Source organism: Streptococcus sp. 27098_8_134 (assembly GCF_041431675.1).
Taxonomy (GTDB): Bacteria; Bacillota; Bacilli; order Lactobacillales; family Streptococcaceae; genus Streptococcus; species Streptococcus sanguinis_R.
Window position 1 is genome coordinate 56,807 of record NZ_JAPVYD010000001.1, and the last position, 17,934, is coordinate 74,740.

Here is a 17,934-nt window from a genome sequence, read left to right on the forward strand (position 1 = left end):
CCTCCTATTTTTTTGTGAAAATCTGGGCGCCTTTTTGATCAATCGCTACGATATTATCAGCGGCCTTGTTTAAATTACCAGCGATTTCCTTCATTTTAGTCGTATATGCACTTGCTGAGGCAAGGGTAGTTGCTTCTTTTCCATCATTCCAAGCAGTTGATATGCTCAACTCAGATAGTAATCCTTCTATCTCATCAGCAGAAAGATTGTGGGCTAGAGTATAAGCTGCATCTCTCAGTTCTTTGATATGATTTTCAACACTAGATTTAGCACTTTTTATCTTATCTTTAATTTCTTGCTCATATACTTCAGCCTGAAGCTGAGCTGTTTGCGCACTTGTACGAACAAGTTCCTCTCTTAAACTAATTTTTTTGTCGCCAGAGCTGGTTCTTAAAGAAGCATGAAGTTCATCAATGTGTTGTCTATTTATGGCGATTAAATCCAGTTTAGAAGGCTCAGGAGCAAAGTTTCCATATTCCTTTAAATACTCGCTAACATAATACTCAGGATTTTGCTTGCCATCCTCTAATCCATAATTTGCGATTGCTACATTTACTTTGTACGTTTTTGCTTTATATTCAGCAATCTTTCGGACCTGTTTTTCTGTCATGCCGGAAACGAATTTATTTTTTTTGATATACTTATCAAAATCATAATTATTACCTTTTAAATACGGAGTTTGGATATTATGGCTTTTTCCTTCATAAAGGCGAACTTGACCGTAGGGGATAGCTCCTCCATTTCCATCTATTCCCGTAATTTGCTTCCCAGAATCTGAGTAAATAATCGCATGCTTTTCTAAATAGTTTAGCTCTGATTTTGTAAAATGTCCACTGTCTACGGCCTTTTTAGCACCCCAATCATAGTAATTAACAATTTCTTTAACTCTATATTTTACTGAAAGCTTTGCATTTGGTACTCCAGCCTGACTATGAGCAGAAGAATACCAAATTTGACCACCTTTCACACCTTTATCTTCCAAGCGTTTCTGTGTTTCAGCGAAAAATTCATCCATTTTAGCATATTGGGGACTTAAACCAGAAACATAGGCGGCGTCAGCAGCACCTTCTACTGACCCCAAAGTATTACCTATCTCTTCAAAAGAATTTTTCAATGGATTTACCTTGTTCTGTGTACCAGCTGTTAAGACAATAGTCTTTGAATAGTCAGCTTTCCCACCTACAATAGGAGCAACAGCAACAGCCTCTGTTACGGAGTTTTCAGAATTGATGATTTCGTATTGCATGCCGTCATCGGCGTCTACTGTAGTTCCTTCTTTAATCGTCTTCCAAGTTCTTACCTCTCTATGGAGATTTTGAATATTTTCATGACTTAATTCCATTCCAAACGACTCCCTCTTCTGATTTCAATATTATAGTTTATCTTAGCATTCGGACTCCCAGCTCCATTCTTTTCGATTTTTTTCAATTGACCATCATCAAGTAAACCTTTTATATTATTATCTATAGGAGAATTAGAAGTCAATTTAGCCTCCTTAGGTAATTTATTATAATTAGACACTTCAATATGATCCCCATTTGAATCTCTTAACAAAATATATTCCGTATCTTCATAATCCAAATCTACATAAATGCTATAGGGTATCCCATAGGAGGCATAAGCATGGTTGCCAATTAAAGTTCCAAAAACAGCCCTATTTCCCTCCTCATCATAAATAACTGGTACTACATCAGCTGTAAATGGAGGATTATTTTTACCACCTTCAATGAAAATTGGTGAGAATTCTATTTTAGAAACCCCTGAATAGTTCTCCTTGATGTAAGTCGCAATCTGTTCTTCCAACAAGCGAAACCCATGTTCGATAATTTTTTCTTCTTTTGCATCAAGTCCTGTCGAACTTTTTTGTGAATTTACCATATAAAATACTCCTCCAAAAATTAAAACTGCAAGAACTGTTATTATTGCAAAGATTTTTCTCTTCATCAATTTCCTCCATTTTATTAATCAAATTGCAAACAAATTGCTTACATACATTATATCATAATTAGTAATTTCAAGATATTTTACCTTAATTTTTAGAAAAGTATATTCTGTTGAAAAGGATTTAATACTATCACCTTGACTCCTTCAATGCCATTCTATCAACGCCATTTTTATCGGTCTCCTTTTTTTATGTCAGTATTATAACTAATTTCTGCATCAGGACTACCTTTTTCACTTTTTACCACATCTTTTAGGTGACCAGCATTGACAAGCGCTTCAATATTTTCATCAATTTCTTTAACAGAATTAAGTTTTACATTTTCAGGTAAACATCTACTATCAGATATATCAATAAATTCACTACCAACTCTTATTTCAATGATTTCTTCATCCCAGCCATTAAAATCGAGTCTAATACTACTAAAATCATCATAATGAGCAAATGTTTGATTTCCAATTTTTTTACCTAAATACGCCTTATCTCCATATTCATCATAAACTATAGGAACAATATTGGCATGAAACATATATCGTCCGTCACCTCCTCGAACTAGTATAGGTGAAAATTCTATTTTAGTGACTCCTGAATAGTGTTCTTTGATGTAAGTCGCCAGTTGTTCTTCCAACAAACGAAATCCTCGTTTGTAAAGTTTGACTCCTTTATCGTCTAAAACATCACTAACATTATAGGGTGAGTTTTGGTGTTCAATCCACTTTCTCACACCAAAGATTCCACCTGGAATGAGAAGCATCAGAACTGCCAAGGTGAAAATGATTTTTTTCTTCATTGTTTACCTACCTCACACCTTTATGAAAACGCTTTTATTTTTTAATTATAGTATATCATAATATTTCTAGTCATACCATTATTTCTGGTCTCATTCATTTTTTATAAAAGCGCTCTCAATTATCTGTTTATAATATCTGGAGTCTTTTACATAAAAAAGTTTTATTTCAAATCCTATAAATAACTTCGCTTTCATTCTTTACGTCTTTCTTAAGATCTAACTACATTCTTCAAACCTCTTGATCAGACAAAGCCACATCATCCTTCCTCTTTACTTAGCTTAACATTGTAAATGATTTCAGCTTCTGGGCTTCCTTTTTCATCCTTAACAACATCCTTTAACTGACTGTCTTCAACCAATAAAGAAATATTTTCATCTGTACTTCTAGCCTTCGTGAGCTTTGCTTCGTCTGGCAAATGTTTTGCATTTGAAACATCAATGTCATTACCTTCTGAGTCCATTAATTCTATAACATCATTTCCTGAACCATCAAAATCAAGAAATATATGAGTAATCGAACCATAGCTATTAGGTGTGTAGTTCTTTATTGTTGTTCCTAATGTTGCTTTATTCCCATATTTATCATAAATCGTCGGACGTACATAGGCATTTGAGAAAGTTGACCCTTCCTCAGTAATGTAGATTGGGGAAAACTCAATCTTTTCAATACCTTTATAGTGTTCTTTGAAATAGGTTCCATATTGTTCTTCTAATAGTCGAAAGCCATGCTGATAGAGTTTGGCTGTTTTGGGGCTAAGGTTAGGTTTTGTCAGTTTGTTGTACATGTAGATTCCTCCTAATATTACAATGAATAGAATTGTTAAAACAATAGTAATCTTATTTTTCACTAATATACCTCCATTATAACGCGTTTTCATAGTTCTTTTCTAATAGAAAAATATAATACCTTAGTATTGTCATATAAAATCTTTTTCATTATTCTTGGCAAACTTCTATCCTCAACTACATAAGAAAATAGTTGTATTTGTTGCTTAGTTCACGTCACATCAATCTTCCTCTTTGCTTAGCTTAACATTGTAAATAATCTGTGCTTCAGAGCTTCCTTTTCCATCCTTGACAACATCTTTTAACTGACCATCTTCAACTAACATTTGAATATTTATATCTATACTTTTTGCATCTGTTAATTTAGCTTCTTCAGGGAGTTCTTTAGCATTTGAGACATCAATACTCTCGTCATCTGAATCAAATAATTCAATTACTTCATTACCACTCCAGTCAAAATCAAGAACAAGATCTGCTTCAATCCCAAAACTATTTGGGACATATTTTTTTATTTGCGTACCCAAAGTAGCTTTATTCCCATATTTATCATATATAGTCGGACGTACATAGGCGTTCAACATGGAAGATCCATCATCACCGGTAACATAAATTGGAGAAAATTCAATTTTTTCAATACCTGAATATTTCTCCTTAATATAAGTGCCAATTTGCTCTTCTAAGAGTCGAAAGCCTCGCTGATAGAGCTTGGTTGTTTTAGGGCTAAAGTTGACTTTGGTTACTCTGTTGTATATATAGATTCCTCCTGAACCTAACATAACCAAAACAGCAATCATTATAAGGATTTTTTTCTTCATCAGTCTCTCCATTATATTCTGTAAAAAATTTGTAATTAGAACGCATATATAAGGATTATAACAACAAGGTAAGATTCATCATGTTTATGATTTAACTTTCTACAAATTATTAGTCTTGCTAAGCGTTATTTAATATAAATAATGCCATTCTATCAACGCCATTTGAAATGTTCTCCTTTTCTAATTTGAGTATTAAATTTCACTTCAGCATGAGGACTTCCGTTTTGATTCTTTTTTATATCCTTTGTATGTCCAGCTTTAATCAAAGCTGATATATTATTATCAATTCGTTTGCTTGTTGATAATTTTGCTTTTTTAGGCAATTTCTCACTATTTGAGATATTGAGATAGCCGTCATCAGACTTTATTTCAATAATTTCATTATCGTGCCCATCGAAGTTAAGTTGAATACTTCCACTACTTGTAAAACGTCCAAAATCTTCTTCTCCAACAGAACGTCCTAAATAAACCTTATTACCATGATTGTCATAAATGACAGGCACAATTGTTGCCCGAAACATGCTTTGCCCATCCCCACCTTGGACAAAAATTGGTGAAAACTCTATTTTACTGACACCAGAGTAATGCTCTTTAATGTAAGTTGCCAGTTGTTCTTCTAACAAACGAAATCCTCGTTTGTAAAGTTTTACTCCTTTATCGTCTAAAACATCACTAACATTATAGGGTGAGTTTTGGTATTCAATCCACTTTGTCATACCAAAGATTCCACCTGGAATGAGAAACATCAGAACTGCCAAGGTGAAAATGATCTTTTTCTTCATAAACATTCTCCATTATCTACTAATATAAAAATATATAATTTTTGACTCTACTCTCGTAGTATAACATAGTTAGTTGTAAGTTAAAACACAAAACAGAATTCTGACAATTCTTGAGAATATACAAAAAAGACACGAAATAAATCGTACCTTTTTTATCATCACAACTCAATAATTTTACCTGTTTCAAAGTAGACAACCCATTCACAGATATTCTTGGCATAATCGCCGATTCGTTCCAAGTAAGAGATAACTTGGAAGTAGTCACGGCCAGTAACAATCAGTTCTGGATTTTGTTTGATTTCCTCTGTAGCAAGATCGCGAATATCATCAAAGTATTGGTTGATTTTCTCATCCATAGCTGCTACGGCATAAGCTTGGTCTACGTTCCCATTGAGGTAGACATTTAGGGTTTCTTCAACGAAATTCTTAACATCGCGCCCCATCTTGCTGATGGCATCTTCTACAGACTCGATGCGGACCTCTCCCTTCATCCGAACAGTAGCTTTGGCGATAGATACGGCGTGGTCGCCCATGCGTTCCAAGTCACTGCTGGCTTTCAGCACGGTGATAACGGTTCGCAAATCCTGAGACACAGGTTGCTGCAAGGCGATGATTTCAAGAGATTTCTTCTCCAGTTTCACTTCGTATTCATTAACTTCAGCATCGTCTTCAATGACCTGACGAGCCAGTTCACGGTCATGTGTAACAAAGGCACGCACCGTCCGATTAATCTGCGATAGGACTTCGTTTCCCATCGCGTAGAATTGATTATGAAGTTTTTCTAAATCTTCTTCAAATTGTACTCTAAGCATAAGATTCCTTTCTGTTATCCGAATTTACCAGTAATGTAATCTTCGGTCTCTTTATGGGCTGGATTGAGGAACATCTTCTTGGTTTCATTAAATTCAATCAAGTCTCCACCAAGGAAGAAGCCTGTTTTTTCAGAAATCCGAGACGCCTGCTGCATGGAGCGAGTGACTAAAAGCATGGTATATTTGTCTTTCAAACTGTAGAGGGTTTCCTCGATTTTCCCAGCAGAGATTGGGTCCAAGGCTGATGTCGGCTCGTCCAAGAGAATGATCTTAGGGCTAGTAGCTAGCACGCGAGCAACACAAACCCGTTGCTGCTGACCACCGGAAAGACCGATAGCGGAATCATGCAGACGGTCCTTGACCTCGTCCCAGATAGAAGCTCCAATCAGGGATCGTTCTACTGCTTCGTCCAAAACAGCCTTTTCCTTGACACCATTAATCCGAAGTCCATAGACCACATTTTCATAGATGGTCATAGGGAAAGGATTGGGCTGCTGGAAAACCATGCCGATTTCCTTGCGAAGCTCTACCGTATCTGTCCTCGGACCATAGATATTGTGACTGTTATAAATGACCGTTCCTGTAGTTGTTACTTCTGGATTCAGGTCGCCCATTCGGTTGATGGCCTTGAGCAAGGTTGACTTACCTGAGCCTGACGGTCCAATCAAAGCTGTAATCTCATTTGGCATGAAATCAAGTGAAACGCTATTAAGGGCTTTCTTTTTATTATAATAAACCGACAAGTCCTTGACTTGCAAAATAGGTTCTGTCATACGTTTTTCCTTCATTTTATTTTACATTCAAGCAAAGACTAAGCTTGTTGAATCGTGATGAATACGGACGGCAGCTTAACCAAAGTGACCTGAAACATAGTCATTAGTGGACTGAAGCTTGGCATTTTGGAAAATATTAGCCGTCTTATCGTACTCAATCAAGTCGCCCAGATAGAAGAATCCAGTGTAGTCACTAGCACGGGCAGCCTGCTGCATATTGTGGGTCACAATGATAATGGTATAGTTATTCTTAAGTTCGAACATGGTTTCTTCAAGCTGCATGGTCGCAATCGGATCCAAGGCTGACGCTGGCTCATCCATGAGCAAAATGTTTGGTTTGACTGAGATAGCACGGGCAATACAGAGCCGCTGCTGCTGACCCCCAGAGAGAGTCAGGGCTGACTTGTGCAAGTCATCTTTGACCTGATCCCAAAGAGCTGCTTGCTTAAGCGAGGTCTCCACAATCTCATCCAAAACCTTTCTATCTCTGACACCAGCCCGTTCATGAGCAAAGGTGATATTTCGATAGATGGACTTGGCAAAAGGATTTGGCCGTTGGAAAACCATGCCAATATGCTTACGCATTTCATAAACATTGATTTCAGGGCGGTTGACATCAATCCCCTCGTAGAGAATCTCTCCAGTCACATTGGCAATATCAATGGTATCGTTCATGCGGTTAAGGCTGCGAAGATAGGTTGATTTCCCTGATCCAGACGGGCCAATCAAAGCAGTGATTTTGTTTTTTTCAAACTGCATATCAATGCCCTTGATGGATTCCTTTTTACCGTAGTAAACATGCAAATCCTTGGTCGACAGGGCTACCTTTTCTTCAGGAAAAGTAATGATATGTTTTTCATTCCAATTATATTCTGTCATTTCTTCTCCTTTAAGCAGAGGTTAATTTCTTATGCAGATAGCTGCCCAGTTTGCGGGCTCCCAGATTGAAAATCAAAATAAAAATCAGGAGAACTGCTGCTGAACCAGCAGAAACAGCTGTTCCATCAGGAATTGTTCCCTCACTGTTGACCTTCCAGATATGGACGGCCAAGGTTTCAGCCTGACGGAAGATTGAGATAGGACTGGTGACACTGAAAATATTCCAGTTGGACCAGTCAAGAGCCGGCGCTGACTGACCTGCTGTATAAATCAAGGCTGCTGCCTCACCAAAGATACGACCGGAAGCTAGTACAATCCCTGTCACAATACTAGGCAAAGCTTCTGGAATGACCACATGCAGGACCGTTTCCCAGCGGGAAATTCCCAAGGCCAAACCAGCTTCACGTTGGGTGTGGTGGACATGACGCAGGCTGTCTTCGACGTTCCGCGTCATCTGAGGCAGATTAAAGACTGTCAGAGCCAAGGCACCAGAAATGATTGAGAAGCCATACTCAAACTGGACAACAAAGATCAAATAACCAAAGAGCCCAACTACTACCGAAGGCAGTGAAGATAGAATTTCAATACAGGTGCGGACAAAGTTGGTCACTGGTCCTTTCTTAGCATACTCTGACAGATACACCCCAGCCCCCATAGAAAGAGGCACAGAGATAATCAGAGTAATTACCAGCAGGAAGAAGGAATTGTATAGCTGAATCCCAATACCACCGCCAGCTTGGTAAGAAGAGGATTTCCCTGTCAAGAAAGACCAGGAAACATGCGGCAGACCTCTAACTAAGATATAGAGGATGAGAGAGGCAAGGATAGCAACAATGATACTCGCTATTGTGTAGAGAACACCAGTCGCCAATTTATCTAATTTCTTAGCGTGCATAGTTTTTCTTACCTCTTTCTTTTGTAATTAGTTTAATCACACTGTTAAAGGCTAAGCTCATCATCAAAAGCACCAGAGCCAGAGACCAGAGAACGTTATTATCCACTGTTCCCATAACGGTATTTCCGATTCCCATGGTCAGGACAGAGGTCAGTGTAGCTGCTGGTGTTGTCAAAGAGGTTGGAATCACTGCAGAGTTACCAACGACCATCTGGATAGCTAGGGCTTCACCGAAGGCACGCGCCATTCCAAAGACCACAGCTGTAAAAATACCTGAGCGAGCAGCCTTGAGTGTTACCCGCCAAATGGTCTGCCAGCGCGTAGCTCCCATAGCCAGACTTGCTTCACGGTAGTGGCGCGGCACAGCACGCAGACTGTCTGTCGTCATAAAGGTTACTGTCGGCAAAATCATGACAAAGAGCACAAAAATACCAGACAAAATCCCAAAACCCGTACCGCCAAAGACTGTACGGACAAAAGGTACTACGATTTGCAGACCGATAAATCCATAAACAACAGACGGAATACCAACTAAAAGCTCAATCGCAGGTTGCAGTATCTTTGCTCCTTTTGGAGAAACCTCTGTCATAAAGACAGCTGCACCAATCGCAAAGGGAGTTGCTATCAGAGCAGATAGAATAGTAACGATAAAGGAGCCTAAAATCATTGGCAGGGCACCGAATTCCTTACCAGAAGGATTCCAGACACCACCAAAAAGAAAATCAAAAACATTAACGCCGTTGACAAAGAAAGTGGATAAACCTTTCTGAGCAACGAAAATTAGAATCATAGCCACAATCACCACAATCAGTGACAGACAGGCAAAAGTCAGATAGCGGCCAAACTTCTCCAAGCGAGAATTTTTAGAAGGCGATAACAACTTTTTGGTTAATTCCTCATTTTTCATTTTGAATCTCCTTCTATTGCTGTGACATTCCCATCAGCGTCCTTGCTGACTTTCATATCGTTGATTGAGATATAGCCCATGCTGGTAACTACACCTTTTTGAACATCATCTGACAGCATATAGTCCAAAAACTCAGCAGCCAGACCAGTCGGCTTGCCTAGTGTATACATATGCTCATAAGACCAGAGCGACCAGTTATTGGTAGCAACATTTTCTGCTGTTGGCTCGTAGTTATTAAGTTTCAAGGTTTTTACAGACTTATCAACATAGGCAAAGGACAGATAAGAAATCGCACCAGGAGTTTGCGAAACGATATTTTTGACCATACCGTTGGAATCCTGCTCCTGACTCTGCACAGCTGATTTCCCATCCATGATGACACTGTCAAAAGTTGCGCGGGACCCAGAGCTAGCCGCACGATTGATAATCGAAATCTCCAAGTCCTTACCGCCCAGTTCTTTCCAGTTGGTGATTTCACCAGTGAAAATTTTCTGCAGCTGCTCGGACGTTAGATTATCCACGTCAACTTCTTTATTGACAATCACAGCAATACCAGCCACAGCGACCTTATGGTCCACCAAGTCAGACGCTTTGATTCCTTCCTTCTCTTCAGCGAAAACATCAGAGTTCCCGATTTCAACAGCTCCAGACTGCACTTGAGACAGACCTGTACCAGATCCACCACCCTGCACATTGACCGTTTTACCGATGTTGTTGGAGCCAAAGTCATCAGCTGCCGCTTCAACTAAAGGCTGCAAAGCAGTTGACCCTACTGCTGTCATAGATTCACCACGGTCAATCCATGATGAACAAGCTGATAAGGTGAGTCCTAAGCCCAGAGCTGTCAGCGCTAAAGCAAATTTTTTCAATTTGTTCAAAAGATTTCTCCTTTAATAAAATCAAGAGGATGGGAAGTATCTTTAGTATTTCTTACTTAGCAAAAAGAAGCTTTTTTCAATACATTCACATCTTCAACTATATCATATAATACCAGCTTTTCCTAATATTTTATCTAAATCTCAGGCCTTTTGGGAAATAATTTTTCAGGGTTTTTCCAGTGACTTTTGCAAAGCCCAGACCGTTCCCGCCAAGGACTAGTTGGTACCAGCCGTTTGGCTGCGGCTCTGCCAGTTCAATCGTCTCACCTGCCGCATATTTCTTGAAGTCCTGATTACTGATTTCAACTCGATTCAGAACTTCGCTGGGCTTCATAGCCAAGCCTAGGGCAAAGCTAGGCTCAAAGCGATTCTTCTTAAACGTTCCTAGATGCAAACCGTTACGAGCAATCTTTAGCTTGGACAGGTCTGGCAGGCCAGCTGGCAACAAATAAAGATTGTCCCCAAAGGTCTGCAGGTCACCAGTCAAGACTGTTTTTAGATGCTTGCTCTCAAAATCCTGCCATAGCTTTCTTTGCTCGCTCGTCAAACGATTCTTACCTGATTTAATTTTCTTGCAGCTATTCTCACCAGTAAAGCGAAAATGGGCTGCAAACTGACCTTCACCTTTGAAGCGATGCGGATACATCCGAGCTGTCTCAGGAAAGCCAATTCCTTCAGTCATCCCGTTTATCTTAGAAATATCAATCAGTTCAAGTGGAAATTCTTCCAGCAACCAAGCAACGATGTCTTCATTTTCCTCAGGAGCCCAAGTACAGGTCGAATAAACCAGACGACCATCCTTAGCAAGCATGCTCATAGCAGCTGTTAAAATCTCTCGCTGGAGCTGGGCGCATTGGGCTGGATAATCCGGAGTCCAATACTGAGTAGCATCCGGCTGCTTACGAAACATGCCCTCGCCCGAGCAAGGTGCATCTAAAACAATCAAGTCAAAATATCCGCTGAAAACCTGAGCCAGACGGTCAGCAGATTCATTGGTAACAAGCACATTTCTAGCACCAAAGCGCTCAATATTCTCCACTAAGATTTTAGAGCGTTTGCTGTTGATTTCATTGGAGACCAGCAGACCCGTATTATCTAAAAAAGATAAAAGATGAGTTGACTTGCCACCTGGTGCTGCCGCCAAATCTAGGACCTTCATCCCCTTAGATGGTGCTGCTATCTGAGCCACCATCTGAGCTGCTGGCTCCTGCGAATAAACCAGACCAGTCACATGCTCAGCAGACTTGCCAGACACCTTGCCATAAAAGCCCCAGTCTGTCTGAGGAATGGCATCTGAGAAATTCTGCTGGCCTTCTTTCAGAGGATTGCTGCGAAAGGCCGAAATCGGCTCCTCGTCAAAAGTCGCAAAAAAGTCCGCCGCTTCTGCACCTAAAATCTGCTCATATTTTTCTTTAAAACCTTTAGGAAAGTCCATCTACTGCTTCCCCTTTTCTAAATAAGGCTTCAGAGCCGATAGTTTGCACTTAGGCACCATCATGACAGGCTGCCGAGTCTGGAAATTTAGCTGACTGCCATCCAAGGTCTGCACGATAAAGCCTAGCTTCTCCGCCATAATCGAAGCCGCCGCATAATCCCAAGGCCAGTTGTAGGAAAAATAAGCCAAGAGACCGCCAGACAGCACCTTGCTAAAGCTAATCCCAGCACTGCCATAAACCCGAACCCCTAAACACTCCCGAGCCAAGTCTGCCAAGCCCCAATCATTGGCTTGCAGCATACCGGCATTAGAAGCCATAAGAAAATCTTGAAAAGGCCGGTCCTCAAAAACAGGAAGTTTCCGGTCGTTACAATAGACGTCAAAGTCTCCGCCACCATGATAGAGCTGATCTCTGGTCACGTCATAAATCAGGCCAAAACGACCAATGCCCTTTTCAAAATAGGCAATCATAACGGCAAAATCAGCCTTCTGAGTGATAAAGTTGGTGGTTCCGTCTATTGGATCAATCACCCAGACATTGCCATCAGCAATATTATGTCGGAGTCCATTTTCCTCCGCTAAAATAGCATCCTGCGGATAGCGGGCTAGAATCTTAGCCACCAAATCATCCTGAACCCTCCGGTCCATCTGGGTGACCAAGTCAGTGGCACTGGTCTTTTGACTCACATCCAAATCATCATAGAGATGTTCCCTCAAAAAAGCACCAGCTTGGTAGATGATTTCTTTAGCAAAATGAAATTTATTTTCCAAGAGAAATGCTTCCTTTACCTTTACTTTTTGCCTCTTGAACAGCACGATAAAGCGAATAACCGCTGACGTTTTCAAACTCTCGCCCGATTCGCTTCTCTTGACCCTTGCTCGGAACAACTTGCTTGAAAGCCGCATAGGACTTCAAGAGCTTTTCCGCTTGGACTTTCTGTTCATAGGCTGCTTCTACATCATTAAAAAAAGAGAGCACCGAAGCAAGCTCTTCAGTGCTCCACGATAAATCTAGTGGGTAACTATAATTTTTGTTCATCTTTACTGAATATCTGCCCGCATGGTTGCGGATCTTAACTCTTCCTTACGATAACTACGAGGCAGGAAAGCACGAATTTCATCCTCGTTAAAGCCGATTTGCATCCGTTTGCCGTCTAAAATAATTGGGCGTCGCAAAAGACTGGGATTTTCCTCAATCAACTGAATCAAGGTTGAAATGGACAAATCCTCCACATCCAAATCTAATTTCTGAAAAATTTTTGAACGAGTTGAAATAATGTCGTCTGTACCGTTCTCTGTCAGAGAAAGAATGTGTTGCAATTCGGGAGCTGACAGAGGGCTCGTCATGATATTATGTTCCTGAAAGGGCACTTCATGATTTAGCAGCCAAGCACGTGCCTTACGGCAAGAAGTACAACTCGGCGATAAAAATAATGTAATCATGCGTTTCTCTTCTAATTCTGTATAATAACTACCTCTATTATACTAAATTTTATTTGGCTTGACTATATTTTTTTGAAAATAACTGCTGAATGTCATGAAAATATAAATTTTTCAACTATTTCGATAACCAGTCCAACTTCTAGCGATCCGTTCATCGCTCTGCAGCTGAGCAACCAAACTGTCAATACCTTCAAACTTAACCATCTCGCGAATCTTATCCAGCCAGAAAATCCGAATGGTATCTCCATAAATATCCTGATAAAAATCAAAGATATTAACCTCAAAACGGAGTTCATCACCGTCAAAAGTTACATTTTTCCCAACACTAGCCATACCTCGATAGCGCTGACCATTGTGCTCAACATCCGCGACATAAACGCCATCTCCTGGGAGCAGGACTCGATCCAAAGGAGCTAGATTGGCTGTTGGATAACCAATCGTCCGTCCTCTGGCATTGCCATGAACCACAATACCACGAGTGGACAGAGGGTAGCCAAGCAGCTCTTGTGTTTTCAGCATATCTCCAGCTGCAATCGTCTCCCGAATCCGAGTGGAAGAAATCTTCCGATTATCCAGATTAACCGAGGGAACGATAACAATCTTGCCATTAAAATAATCTCTCAGTTCATGCGACTCTTTGCGGTCTGAGCCAAAATGATAGTCAAAGCCAGCTACCACGGCTTTGGCACGCAGACGAGATACATACTTCTCAAAAAAGTCCCGAGCTGTATTGCCTGCAAAATGGCTAGTAAAATCAATCAGGTAAAGATAGTCAACACCTAGACTTTCCAGCTGCGCCATCCGATCTTCAGGACTAGCTAGATGCAGCATGAGCTCAGGCTGATAGCGGACAAAGGCCAGCTTAGGAGACTCTGGGAAGGTCATCACTGCAATCTTTAGACCTTGCTCCGCTGCAATCTCTCTCGCTTTCTCAAAGAGTGCCTGATGGCCCTTATGCAGCCCATCGAAATAGCCTAGAACAAGGACCGTATCTTCTGTCTGATCAATCCCTTTTTCATCTATAATTCTCTTGGTTATCATCATTCCTCTATTTTACTACGCATTTGCTATTTTTACAATATCCGTTCCACGCGAAACTGCAAAACATTCAAAAAAATTTTACTGCTCTAGTCAGGGCGTTTGTCAAAATCGAAAAATAAGCAAAACAAAAGGACAGCAGTTGTGCAGTTGCTGTCCTTTTGTGAGGTTTAATGAGATTATTATAACATGCAAGCGCACATTTCATATTACAAAAGAGTAACAATCTTTTGACAATTCTACTGCGGATATTAAAGGAAGACTTTGCGGGGCTTGTAGGCTTCTTCCCGCTTTTCCAAAATGGCTATTAACTTCTCCTTATAAAAGCCAGCTAGCTCAGCTTCTTCTGACACCAAGTTGATAAAACGGCCATTTCTCACATCCTCAACCTGCTCGTCAGAGAGCTCAACTTTCACTAAATCTCCGATTCCTAACTCGAGTGGTTGGAGAAAGGAGAAATCATCTACTGCTACTCGCTCTGCTATTTCATCCAGGGTCAAGGCATCATCTAAGCTCATACCTGCTGAGGAAGTCCGTGTCAGCTGGGACATGTGACTGGCAAAGCCAAGCTTGGCTCCCAAATCAACAGACAGAGTTCGGACATAGGTTCCCTTGCTGCACTTGACTCGAAAACGAAAGCGGGCTTGCTCATCTTCATAGGCAATCGGACTGATGCGATCAAAACTATAGATGGTCACCAGTCGCTCTGGCCGCTCCACTTCTTGACCCGCTCTTGCATACTCATAAAGCTTGCGCCCATTGACCTTGACTGCAGAGTACATGGGCGGAATCTGGCGAATCTCACCAGTCATGGACTCCATCGCTTCATCAATGAGAGCTTCTTCTAAAAGCTCTGTCACCGGTGTCCGCTCTAGGAGGTCTCCACTGGCATCCTCTGTCGTTGTTGAGCAGCCCAGGGTAATCTCTCCCTCGTAGGTCTTGCCTTCCTCCTGCATAAACTCGACCAAGCGCGTCGCCTTGCCCACAGCAATCGGAAGCACCCCGACCACATCCGGATCCAAGGTTCCCCCATGACCGATTTTCTTGGTTTTTAAAATTTTGCGCAGCTTAAATACCGCATCGTGCGAGGTCATGCCCGCTTCTTTTTTTAGGTTGATAATTCCGTTCATTGGTTAACTTTCTAAAAATACTAAAACTCTCTTTTGGAAAGCCTTATGCTTTTCATAGAGTGCATGGCCACAGTCTAGCAAAATAGTGAGCTGGCTATCTTTGATATGTTGATGCAATTCGAGCGAAGCTTCTACACCTAGGACGTCATCTTCTTCTGCTCCAATGATTAGCGTAGGACAGTTGATTTTGCCCAAAACGGCTAAACTATCATGTCTTAAGCAAGATATGGCCTGAATAGCAATCCGCTGTTTATCTTTAATACGACCAAATATTCCCATTATTCGATAAAGGTATTTAAACTTTCCAAAGGATTTAGGCGTATAAGAGTGACTTGCAATATCCAACATCAGTTCCTTATAGGCTCCAGTCTGACTCAACTCAAACCAACGAGTAATCCGCTCCCTACCAAGATTATTCAGTTTCGCAGTAGTAACTGTCAAAATCAATTTTTCAACTCTTTCTGGAAAATCTACAGCTAACCATTGGGCAACCATACCGCCTTGAGAAATTCCTATGACAGCTACCGTTTTCAGACCTAAAACATCCATAGCTTCAGCTATATCAGTCGCCATATCTCGTGTTGTATAATTTTCTGGCAACTCATTGATTCTGCTAAAAACATACACTTGGTAAGCTGTTGCGAATTTCCTATAAGATAGGGCAAGCATTTGCGCCATTCCCTTAACAGTCGCCAAACCATCCCCTAGACCAGGAATGATGAGCAGAGGCTTCTTCCCTTTTCCAAAGGTCACATAGTCCATGCTCTTATCTTTAAGATGCAGGACATGATTTTTTGCACGATAGACCATATTTAGAATCCTCTCAAGAGTTTACTTATAAGAATATCCCTGAGTCTGCTTTGCAATTCATCTTTTTCTGCTGAATAGCCCAATACTTTATACAGGGGCGGCAGAACTTCTGCGTCTTCTTTCTGATATTCTTGAACAGTCAATTGATCTATCATTTTTCTATTTTTCTTTCAAAATACTGCTTATAAATAGTTACTGCTATCTGACGTTTTTTCTTAATAACTAAGTCAGTCGCCTCTTCATCGTCCATAAATCCAATCCCTGAAAAAACTAACAAACCTAGTCCAAGATAAGGTAAATCCTTAACAGATAAGGACATCCCTTGAAAAAAGACTAAATAGCAAAGTACTAAAAAATAAACTACATTAGCTAACAGTACTTGTTTGCCTCGTTCAATCCAAATTTCTTTACGTAATTCAGAAGAAGCAGCCTGCCATTGCTGATAAAAAGTTTCCTTCGCTTCTTGTGGCAGTCTTTCTATAATTCGATCAATCTCAGCAAATTTGGTTGATTGTATCCAACGGGTTGTTAAGTCCAATTTTCTCACTCCTTCAAAGCTTCAAACTTAGCTTTCATAGTAGGATTTTTGCGTGTCAGTTTTTTGACAGAGACATCGTCCAGTTTGTTGTTTGCTAAGCGCAGCTGGTTTTCAGAGGTTGTCAGGAATTTCTTGATTTCTTCCATCCGGCGGATGGCCTTGTCAATCTCCTCGATGGCCTTGCCAAAGTTGGTCGAAGCAGACTGATAGTTCTTGGCAAAAGCCACTTTAAAGGCATCCAAATCTTCCTCAAAATGCGTAATATCAATATTCTGCTCCCGCACCAAGGCCAGCTCCTGCTTGTACTGGAGCGAGTTAAGCGCAGCATTGCGCAGGAGGGTAATCATGGGCAGGAAGAACTGAGGCCGGATAACATACATCTTCTCATAGGCATAGGATACATCGACAATACCCGAATTGTAGAGCTCGCTATCAGCCTCAAGAAGTGTCACCAGAATGGCATACTCGCAACCCTTCTCCCGCCGATCCTTATCCAACTCTTTGAAGAAATGCTCGTTTTTCTTCTTAGTCGCTGTCTCATCGCCTTCATTTTTCATCTCAAACATGATGGAGAGGATTTCTACACCATTTTCATCCACCTCACGGTAAATGTAGTCGCCCTTGCTGCCTGTTCTGGCATCATTGTCCTTGCCAAACTCCGCTCGCGGGAACATGGCCATACGGTTCTTGTTAAACTCGTACTCGCAGTGCTGTTCCAAACTCTCGCCAATCATCTTAGTAGATTGCTTGGCTTTGAAATCCTTGTAAAACTCTATGGTCTCATCTTTCTGCCGTAGCTCTACCTCATAGCGCTCTTTGAGGGAGGTCTGAGCCAGCGCTGCTTCCTTTTCTTGTAAGACTAGCTGATTCTTAACCTCGTCTCGCTCTTTTTCCAGCGCAGATAAGGTCTTTTGCAGTTGATTTTCATGCTCCAAGCGCAGAGTAGTCAACTGACTTTCCAATTGCTGAACTTCCTTTTCCTTCTCCTGCAATTGAAGACTGGCTGCCTGCTCCGCCTCTTTCTTTGCCAATTCCTGCTGGGTCTCAAACTGAGCAATTTCACTTTGAAGATTACTAATTTCCTGCTCTTTCTGCGATAGGAGAGCTTGTTGAGCATTCTGGGATTTTTGCTCTGCTAAAGCCAGTTCCTGCTCAATCCGAGCATGAATCTCCTTGTCAAACTCTGCTGTCCGAACCTGCGACAAAAGCTCACTGTACTGGCTCTCATTAACAGTAAAAACCTCCCCGCAGTTGGGGCATTTGATTTCATTCATGGGATAC

The 17,934-nt window shown here is 41.0% G+C and carries 22 protein-coding genes; all 22 read right to left on the bottom strand.

Features of this window, described 5'->3' with window-relative positions; genetic code table 11:
* Positions 1 to 4 precede the first annotated feature (4 nt).
* Complete coding sequence (locus O3620_RS00260) at positions 5 to 1,342, bottom strand: hypothetical protein (RefSeq protein ID WP_371601296.1); 1,338 nt, start codon at positions 1,340 to 1,342, stop codon at positions 5 to 7.
* A complete protein-coding gene (locus O3620_RS00265) occupies positions 1,333 to 1,944 on the bottom strand; it encodes a hypothetical protein (protein WP_002919200.1) in 612 nt (203 codons plus the stop codon). The genes O3620_RS00260 and O3620_RS00265 overlap by 10 nt, the downstream gene beginning before the upstream one ends.
* Positions 1,945 to 2,114: 170 nt before the next feature.
* On the bottom strand, positions 2,115 to 2,732 hold the full coding sequence (locus O3620_RS00270; RefSeq protein WP_002919202.1) for a hypothetical protein: 618 nt from the start codon (positions 2,730 to 2,732) through the stop codon (positions 2,115 to 2,117).
* Between the two features lie 257 nt (positions 2,733 to 2,989).
* Positions 2,990 to 3,610: a hypothetical protein gene (locus O3620_RS00275; protein WP_002919205.1), complete on the bottom strand. Its 621-nt coding sequence runs from the start codon at positions 3,608 to 3,610 to the stop codon at positions 2,990 to 2,992.
* A gap of 129 nt (positions 3,611 to 3,739) precedes the next feature.
* The gene (locus tag O3620_RS00280; protein ID WP_002919207.1) at positions 3,740 to 4,345 is read right to left on the bottom strand and encodes a hypothetical protein; all 606 of its coding nucleotides are present in this window, start codon (positions 4,343 to 4,345) and stop codon (positions 3,740 to 3,742) included.
* A gap of 140 nt (positions 4,346 to 4,485) precedes the next feature.
* The gene (locus O3620_RS00285) at positions 4,486 to 5,115 is read right to left on the bottom strand and encodes a hypothetical protein (protein ID WP_032912934.1); all 630 of its coding nucleotides are present in this window, start codon (positions 5,113 to 5,115) and stop codon (positions 4,486 to 4,488) included.
* Positions 5,116 to 5,273: 158 nt separating this feature from the next.
* Complete coding sequence (gene phoU, locus O3620_RS00290; RefSeq protein WP_002895767.1) at positions 5,274 to 5,927, bottom strand: phosphate signaling complex protein PhoU; 654 nt, start codon at positions 5,925 to 5,927, stop codon at positions 5,274 to 5,276.
* 14 nt (positions 5,928 to 5,941) lie between these two features.
* The gene (gene pstB / locus O3620_RS00295; protein ID WP_033179139.1) at positions 5,942 to 6,700 is read right to left on the bottom strand and encodes a phosphate ABC transporter ATP-binding protein PstB; all 759 of its coding nucleotides are present in this window, start codon (positions 6,698 to 6,700) and stop codon (positions 5,942 to 5,944) included.
* Positions 6,701 to 6,775: 75 nt separating this feature from the next.
* Positions 6,776 to 7,579 carry a phosphate ABC transporter ATP-binding protein PstB gene (pstB, locus tag O3620_RS00300; protein ID WP_002895769.1) on the bottom strand — a complete coding sequence of 268 codons (804 nt, stop codon included), beginning with the start codon at positions 7,577 to 7,579 and terminating at the stop codon, positions 6,776 to 6,778.
* 10 nt (positions 7,580 to 7,589) lie between these two features.
* Positions 7,590 to 8,474, bottom strand: coding sequence for a phosphate ABC transporter permease PstA (pstA, locus tag O3620_RS00305; RefSeq protein WP_002895770.1), 885 nt, complete (start codon positions 8,472 to 8,474; stop codon positions 7,590 to 7,592).
* On the bottom strand, positions 8,464 to 9,381 hold the full coding sequence (pstC, locus tag O3620_RS00310) for a phosphate ABC transporter permease subunit PstC (RefSeq protein WP_002895771.1): 918 nt from the start codon (positions 9,379 to 9,381) through the stop codon (positions 8,464 to 8,466). Before pstC ends, pstA begins: the two co-directional genes overlap by 11 nt.
* Entirely contained in the window at positions 9,378 to 10,259 is an 882-nt protein-coding gene (locus O3620_RS00315; protein ID WP_011836816.1) for a phosphate ABC transporter substrate-binding protein PstS family protein, read from the bottom strand. Before O3620_RS00315 ends, pstC begins: the two co-directional genes overlap by 4 nt.
* A gap of 130 nt (positions 10,260 to 10,389) precedes the next feature.
* Positions 10,390 to 11,694, bottom strand: a complete 1,305-nt coding sequence (locus O3620_RS00320) for an RsmF rRNA methyltransferase first C-terminal domain-containing protein (protein WP_371601297.1) — start codon at positions 11,692 to 11,694, stop codon at positions 10,390 to 10,392.
* On the bottom strand, positions 11,695 to 12,465 hold the full coding sequence (locus O3620_RS00325) for an inositol monophosphatase family protein (RefSeq protein WP_032912935.1): 771 nt from the start codon (positions 12,463 to 12,465) through the stop codon (positions 11,695 to 11,697). It lies immediately after the preceding gene.
* Entirely contained in the window at positions 12,455 to 12,733 is a 279-nt protein-coding gene (locus tag O3620_RS00330; RefSeq protein WP_002897770.1) for a UPF0223 family protein, read from the bottom strand. Before O3620_RS00330 ends, O3620_RS00325 begins: the two co-directional genes overlap by 11 nt.
* Positions 12,734 to 12,735: 2 nt before the next feature.
* Positions 12,736 to 13,137, bottom strand: coding sequence for a Spx/MgsR family RNA polymerase-binding regulatory protein (locus O3620_RS00335; protein WP_002906786.1), 402 nt, complete (start codon positions 13,135 to 13,137; stop codon positions 12,736 to 12,738).
* A 111-nt stretch (positions 13,138 to 13,248) separates the two neighbouring features.
* Positions 13,249 to 14,178, bottom strand: coding sequence for a bifunctional riboflavin kinase/FAD synthetase (locus O3620_RS00340; protein WP_328264001.1), 930 nt, complete (start codon positions 14,176 to 14,178; stop codon positions 13,249 to 13,251).
* 248 nt (positions 14,179 to 14,426) lie between these two features.
* Complete coding sequence (gene truB, locus O3620_RS00345) at positions 14,427 to 15,305, bottom strand: tRNA pseudouridine(55) synthase TruB (protein WP_002919215.1); 879 nt, start codon at positions 15,303 to 15,305, stop codon at positions 14,427 to 14,429.
* Between the two features lie 3 nt (positions 15,306 to 15,308).
* Positions 15,309 to 16,115 (bottom strand): alpha/beta fold hydrolase, encoded by an 807-nt coding sequence (locus O3620_RS00350; RefSeq protein ID WP_002919216.1) that lies wholly within the window; start codon positions 16,113 to 16,115, stop codon positions 15,309 to 15,311.
* A 2-nt stretch (positions 16,116 to 16,117) separates the two neighbouring features.
* On the bottom strand, positions 16,118 to 16,270 hold the full coding sequence (locus O3620_RS00355; protein WP_002919217.1) for a hypothetical protein: 153 nt from the start codon (positions 16,268 to 16,270) through the stop codon (positions 16,118 to 16,120).
* On the bottom strand, positions 16,267 to 16,653 hold the full coding sequence (locus O3620_RS00360; RefSeq protein ID WP_032912937.1) for a hypothetical protein: 387 nt from the start codon (positions 16,651 to 16,653) through the stop codon (positions 16,267 to 16,269). The genes O3620_RS00355 and O3620_RS00360 overlap by 4 nt, the downstream gene beginning before the upstream one ends.
* A gap of 5 nt (positions 16,654 to 16,658) precedes the next feature.
* Positions 16,659 to 17,927 (bottom strand): DUF2130 domain-containing protein, encoded by a 1,269-nt coding sequence (locus tag O3620_RS00365; protein ID WP_032912940.1) that lies wholly within the window; start codon positions 17,925 to 17,927, stop codon positions 16,659 to 16,661.
* Positions 17,928 to 17,934 lie beyond the last annotated feature (7 nt).

Coding starts and splice junctions, on each gene's coding strand:
- O3620_RS00260 (WP_371601296.1), bottom strand. CDS start 1,342: ATGGAATTAAGTCATGAAAATATTCAAAATCTCCATAGAGAGGTAAGA.
- O3620_RS00265 (WP_002919200.1), bottom strand. CDS start 1,944: ATGAAGAGAAAAATCTTTGCAATAATAACAGTTCTTGCAGTTTTAATT.
- O3620_RS00270 (WP_002919202.1), bottom strand. CDS start 2,732: ATGAAGAAAAAAATCATTTTCACCTTGGCAGTTCTGATGCTTCTCATT.
- O3620_RS00275 (WP_002919205.1), bottom strand. CDS start 3,610: ATGAAAACGCGTTATAATGGAGGTATATTAGTGAAAAATAAGATTACT.
- O3620_RS00280 (WP_002919207.1), bottom strand. CDS start 4,345: ATGGAGAGACTGATGAAGAAAAAAATCCTTATAATGATTGCTGTTTTG.
- O3620_RS00285 (WP_032912934.1), bottom strand. CDS start 5,115: ATGAAGAAAAAGATCATTTTCACCTTGGCAGTTCTGATGTTTCTCATT.
- phoU (WP_002895767.1), bottom strand. CDS start 5,927: ATGCTTAGAGTACAATTTGAAGAAGATTTAGAAAAACTTCATAATCAA.
- pstB (WP_033179139.1), bottom strand. CDS start 6,700: ATGACAGAACCTATTTTGCAAGTCAAGGACTTGTCGGTTTATTATAAT.
- pstB (WP_002895769.1), bottom strand. CDS start 7,579: ATGACAGAATATAATTGGAATGAAAAACATATCATTACTTTTCCTGAA.
- pstA (WP_002895770.1), bottom strand. CDS start 8,474: ATGCACGCTAAGAAATTAGATAAATTGGCGACTGGTGTTCTCTACACA.
- pstC (WP_002895771.1), bottom strand. CDS start 9,381: ATGAAAAATGAGGAATTAACCAAAAAGTTGTTATCGCCTTCTAAAAAT.
- O3620_RS00320 (WP_371601297.1), bottom strand. CDS start 11,694: ATGGACTTTCCTAAAGGTTTTAAAGAAAAATATGAGCAGATTTTAGGT.
- O3620_RS00330 (WP_002897770.1), bottom strand. CDS start 12,733: ATGAACAAAAATTATAGTTACCCACTAGATTTATCGTGGAGCACTGAA.
- O3620_RS00335 (WP_002906786.1), bottom strand. CDS start 13,137: ATGATTACATTATTTTTATCGCCGAGTTGTACTTCTTGCCGTAAGGCA.
- O3620_RS00340 (WP_328264001.1), bottom strand. CDS start 14,178: ATGATAACCAAGAGAATTATAGATGAAAAAGGGATTGATCAGACAGAA.
- truB (WP_002919215.1), bottom strand. CDS start 15,305: ATGAACGGAATTATCAACCTAAAAAAAGAAGCGGGCATGACCTCGCAC.
- O3620_RS00350 (WP_002919216.1), bottom strand. CDS start 16,115: ATGGTCTATCGTGCAAAAAATCATGTCCTGCATCTTAAAGATAAGAGC.
- O3620_RS00355 (WP_002919217.1), bottom strand. CDS start 16,270: ATGATAGATCAATTGACTGTTCAAGAATATCAGAAAGAAGACGCAGAA.
- O3620_RS00365 (WP_032912940.1), bottom strand. CDS start 17,927: ATGAATGAAATCAAATGCCCCAACTGCGGGGAGGTTTTTACTGTTAAT.